The 4975-nt window shown below is 37.3% G+C and carries 4 protein-coding genes; all 4 read right to left on the minus strand.

Annotated features, from left to right (window positions below):
* The coding region (gene rpsI, locus ABZC96_RS08160) for a 30S ribosomal protein S9 (RefSeq protein WP_373030366.1) at positions 1-108 on the minus strand (108 nt) is incomplete at its 3' end.
* A gap of 2 nt (positions 109-110) precedes the next feature.
* Positions 111-536, minus strand: a complete 426-nt coding sequence (gene rplM / locus ABZC96_RS08165) for a 50S ribosomal protein L13 (RefSeq protein ID WP_373030360.1) — start codon at positions 534-536, stop codon at positions 111-113.
* Positions 537-631: 95 nt separating this feature from the next.
* Positions 632-3364, minus strand: a complete 2733-nt coding sequence (locus ABZC96_RS08170; protein WP_373030362.1) for a RecB-like helicase — start codon at positions 3362-3364, stop codon at positions 632-634.
* Positions 3361-4975 (minus strand): RecB family exonuclease (locus tag ABZC96_RS08175; protein ID WP_373030364.1); only part of this gene is annotated, 1615 nt, incomplete at its 5' end. The genes ABZC96_RS08170 and ABZC96_RS08175, both read right to left, overlap by 4 nt.

A 4975-nucleotide genomic window follows, 5' to 3' on the forward strand; every position in this document is an offset into this window, starting at 1 on the left:
CCATTGGTCAAGTGTTTTACCGTTGATAAGCATTCCACCGTTACCTGGAGTCAACCAAACTTTAGCGATAGCCGCTTTTCTTTTACCTGTTGCATAAATAGTTGCCATGCTTACGCCTCCTTATTGATTTGTGCAGTATGTGGGTGCTCAGCACCTGCATATACTTTAAGCTTTTTAAGCATTGCTCTACCAAGAGTAGTCTTTGGAAGCATACCTCTAACAGCAAGCTTATAAAGTTTCTCTGTATGGTTTTCTAACATATCACCAAGTTTTTTACTTTTAGTAGAACCGAAGTAACCACTGTGAGTAAAGTATTCTTTGTCTTCAAGTTTAACACCTGAGAATTTAGCTTTTTCAGCATTGATGATAACTACGTAGTCACCACAATCTACATTTGGTGTAAATGATGGTTTATGTTTACCTCTAAGAAGTGTCGCTACTTCAGTTAAGATACGACCAAAAGTTTTACCTTCTGCATCGATCAAAACCCAGTCACGTTGTACTTCAGCAGGTTTAAGAACTGATGTCAATTTCATGAATTTTCCTTGTTTAAATAGAACTATTTACTCTGCAAATGTTCTTTTGTGGACGGATTGTACCCACTTAAACTTAAAATTTATTTAAATTAAGATTAAGTTAAGTTTTTGATGCTAATTTCGTCTGCTAAAAGATAAATGATCATACCTTCTGTTCTTTTTCCTGTGATATTGTCTATGGCCTTTTGATAATATCTTACCTGCTTTTCATGTTTTAATGCATACTTTTTTGAACTTTTATAGTCTATCACCAAACAGTGATTATCATATTCCAGCAAAAGATCTATTTGTTTCAATTCTCCCTCAAAACTAAGAGACTGCTCTTTTCTGACTTTTGCTCCATCCAGTATCTCTTGAAATGCTTTATGGTCTATCAAATTCTTAATACGCTCTTCTATCTGCTCTATATTTTGATCTGGCAACTGTTGCCCATAACGATTTTTTAATGAAAGCATTGCAGTAGCTAAACTCTCTTCATTAAAGGCACCTAACATCTCCAATGTATAATGCAATGCCGTACCGAACAAAATAGCTTCATAATCTTTCTCTTCTTCTTCGTCAGTAGAAAGCACCTCTTGTGTACCGTAATTTGAGATACTCAATGCTTTGACTGTCTCGGGTAAGGTTTTTTTACATTCATGAAGGGATCTTATTTTAAGCTCACCTGCAGACATCGGTCCCATATTGATCTCATCAAAAATAGAATCTTTGGGTTTTCTAAGAATAATAAGCCCTTCCACTGCACGGGTTAAAGCCACATAAAGTATATTTTTTCTGTCTTTAAGTTCTGAGACTTTACGTGCATTCATAATACGCTTATATGCTTCATCAAAATTCTCTCTACCTTTCATTCTGTAGAGTATTTTATCTATATAAAGATTCTCATTGTAATGGTAGATAAGTGCTGACTTATCATTGTTTTTACGTGTAAGTTTGTCTAGTAGTATGACATATTCAAATTCAAGCCCTTTGGATCCATGAATCGTCATAATCTTTGCACCATGGACGGAGTTAGCTGCTACAGAAATGGAAGAAGTACTGAACTCATCTATAAAGGTAGGAATGTCTGAAAAGTTTGAAGCAAACTCTAGAAGTTTCAAAATATTCAGATCTTCATCAAAATATCCAAACTCTCTTACCAGTCTGTCTACCACTTGTAAAGGACTCATAAATGCTGAGAACCAAAAAGTATCAATATTGTCTAATGACTTACCTATTTTCAACAACAGTGCTTGAGCATCTATCTTCTCACCATAAAACAGATACTCTACCATCGCAACAAGTGCTGCTATTTTTGGAAGATTTTTGAGTGAGCTGGAAGTTTGTAAAAGTGTCGCGATATCTTGGGAGATACATGCCTCTTGCAAACTTACTCCATCTTTGTTCGTACTGACTAAAAAAGCAATTTCATTGACATCAACTCCCAATGCCAGCAGTCTTTTGGCTTGTTCTACCGCTTCTTCTATCAGTGTTTCGGATTCAAGGACCTCAACATACCCTTCAGAGGCCTCTACTTTACTCTTTTGAGGGACATAGCCTTCCATCGCCGGTTCAAACCATCGATTGACCTGTTCTACTACATTTCTGGAACTTCTATAGTTGGTATCCATCTGTTCTATATTTACACCATAGTGCTCTGCAACTTTATCAAACAGCTCTTCTACTCCACCACGAAAACGGTAAAGAGACTGCTTAGTATCACCTACATAAAAAAAGCTCTTAAATTCACTCTGTCCATGCCCTGAAAATATCTCATCTATAAGCGGTTTCAACAGTAAAAACTGCAAAGTAGAGGTATCTTGAAATTCATCCAGCAGTATATGTTTGAACTTAGAGTCTATTTTGAAATACAAAAACTCTTTACTGAGACTCTCATGCAAGAGTCGGTAGGTAAAATAGGTCAAATCATCAAAACTCAAAACACCAGAAGACTTCGCATTGGTAATTGTCGCATTTTTATAGTAGTCGTATATTTTAAAGAGATTATGTAAGACGATGGCTTCTTTAACCCGTGACCAAAAGGCTAACTCTTTTTTGAGAAAAGCATAAAGCCCTTCTAACTCATCGTTAGCTACTTTGGTAAACCATGAGTGTTCTGCTAAAGTCTCTTTTTCAAAAAGTGATTTGCCGTACAACTCTTTAATACTCTTTGTTTCAAACTGCTTCATGCAACGTGCGGCAGCCCCTGCATCCGTAAGTGCTTTGATCATCTTAGCTCTCAAGACTTCACAGGCCTCTTCTTGTTTGACCAAATCGAGATTTACCTTCTCTAGTTGAGGGAGTAAAGGATCTACCTTATAAAAGTTTTGCATTAGATCAAAGATCTTTATGAAACGTTTGTCTTCTATATCCATCGAAAGTTTTACAAGGGAAGAGAGTAGTCCTTCAGCTTGTACCTCATCCAGGAAATGTTTTTCCAACTCATCTTCACCCTGCTCTTTGGTGACAAAGTCCGGTTCAAGTCCTATCTCTAAAGAAGCCGAACGTAAAACAGAAGAGAAAAAACTGTCAAGCGTCACAATATAAGAACTACTGGCCAAGAAACGAGCCAATACTTCAGGCTGTTTTCGTAAAAGTTCTTCACATGAGAGCCCAGTTTGTACACAGATCGCATCAGTGAATGCTTCATTACTTTTATCCGCGAGGCTACGTAAAGAGTCTACCACTCTTTGACGCATCTCAGCGGCTGCTTTATTGGTAAAGGTTGCTGCTAAAATAGCACTAGGAGATTCTCCCATAAAAAGCAGTGAAATGTATCGTACGGAAAGTGCAAATGTTTTTCCAGATCCGGCAGAGGCAGAGTAGGCTAAAAAGGGTTTAAAACTCATAAATATTCTCCTCTCTCACACATTAAAGTAAATTCACAATACTTGCATTTTTGTAGATCTTCACACTTTTCAGCAGTAAAAGACTTTGTTTGTTTAAGTTCTATGATATGTTGTGCGAGGAGTTCATTTTTCTCCTCTAGCGCCGTGATAACTTCTATTGTGCCTCCCTCGAGAATTTTGACGAATGCCAGAGTGATATTTTGGTATTTTCCTGTAAGCATTTGGTGGTAGATACTCATCTGAAGATCTGTAAGATTCTCCAGATTCTTTATTTTGTTTGCCTCTGCTATCGAACCGCTTTTATAATCAAGTACAAGAGTATCCGTAGCATTCTGGTCTATACGGTCTATACGTCCCTTAAAACGTAAACCTCCTATGTCACCTTGTACCTCCAGTTCTCTTTCTATAACTCTCCAATCCGCCTTAAAATGTTCTATCTGTGAAGTAACAAATCCCTTTAACTTCTCTTTCCATAGCAATTTTTTGTATTCTGTTTGTGCATCATCAAAAGGAAGTAGCTGATCTAAAAGGATATCTATATTTTTTTGCATCTCTTCTCTGTTGTCATAACTCTCTTTTTCTCTATATAAGTGATCTAAGAGCAGATGTAAAAATGCACCCTCATTCAGCTCTTCTTCCTTCTTTGTCTCTACCTTTTGTATGTAACGATAGTAATACTTTCGTTTGCACTCCAAATAGGTTTTCAATCTTGACGCTGACCATGTGATGTACTGCGCATTAAAATGCTCTACTACCGGATCTTCTTCCTGTACAAACTGTGCAGTTTGGTCATAAAGCAGATTGGTTTGTGCCTGTGTTGCTACAGCACTTTCAAGTCCAAGTTCGTAAAGGAATTTTGAAGGGAGTTTATTGTCGCTGCTGCTGTAGAGTATGGCTACCTCTTTGGCTTGTTCAAGTAAACGTTTATAGTACTGCTTCTGCAAAGCTTCTCTGTCATTTTTAGTAGGAAGGTTGGCAAAAGCTCGGACCGAGGAGTTGAGAAACTGGTCTTTGCTTGAAGATGCAGGCACAATACCTTCATTAAAATCTACAATGACCACACCTTCAAAATGCACGCCCCTGGTCTCCAGCACTCCCATCACCGTGATCATTCCACCTCGTACATCATCTATAGTGATTGCTGAAAGTGCTTTAAGCCATAAAAAGAGCCACTCTTTTAAACTAAGCTCCTCTTTTATAAATATTTTCATGAAGTGCAGATATTTTTCATAAACACGCTCATTGATCTTCTCTTTTTTTTCTCCATCGATCAATGGACACTCTAATAATCCCAAGCCATCTACAACACTAAAAAACTTCTCTGTTTTGCAACGTTTTGTGGGAGATAACGTCTCTACCGATTCAAAATTAAATCCATAACGTTCCAATATATATTTATGCTCAGTATCAAAGCTTTGCCAATACTTATAGAGTGCTTCAAGTAATTTGTATATACGGCCATTAGCATAATCATATCCCATCGCAAAGTTTAAGTTATTGTGTGTATCAAATAGTGTAAAGTGCTCTTTAAAGCTTTCATCAGGCAGGATAAGTACTATCTTTTCCGGGCTTATACCAGAACATACCATCTGTTCTATCTGGACAAAAGCA

Source organism: Sulfurovum sp., from assembly GCF_041551015.1.
Lineage (GTDB): Bacteria > Campylobacterota > Campylobacteria > Campylobacterales > Sulfurovaceae > Sulfurovum.

Bases quoted from the DNA above. Each gene is read 5' to 3' on its own strand.
- rplM (WP_373030360.1), bottom strand. From the start codon at position 536: ATGAAATTGACATCAGTTCTTAAACCTGCTGAAGTACAACGTGACTGG.
- ABZC96_RS08170 (WP_373030362.1), bottom strand. From the start codon at position 3,364: ATGAGTTTTAAACCCTTTTTAGCCTACTCTGCCTCTGCCGGATCTGGA.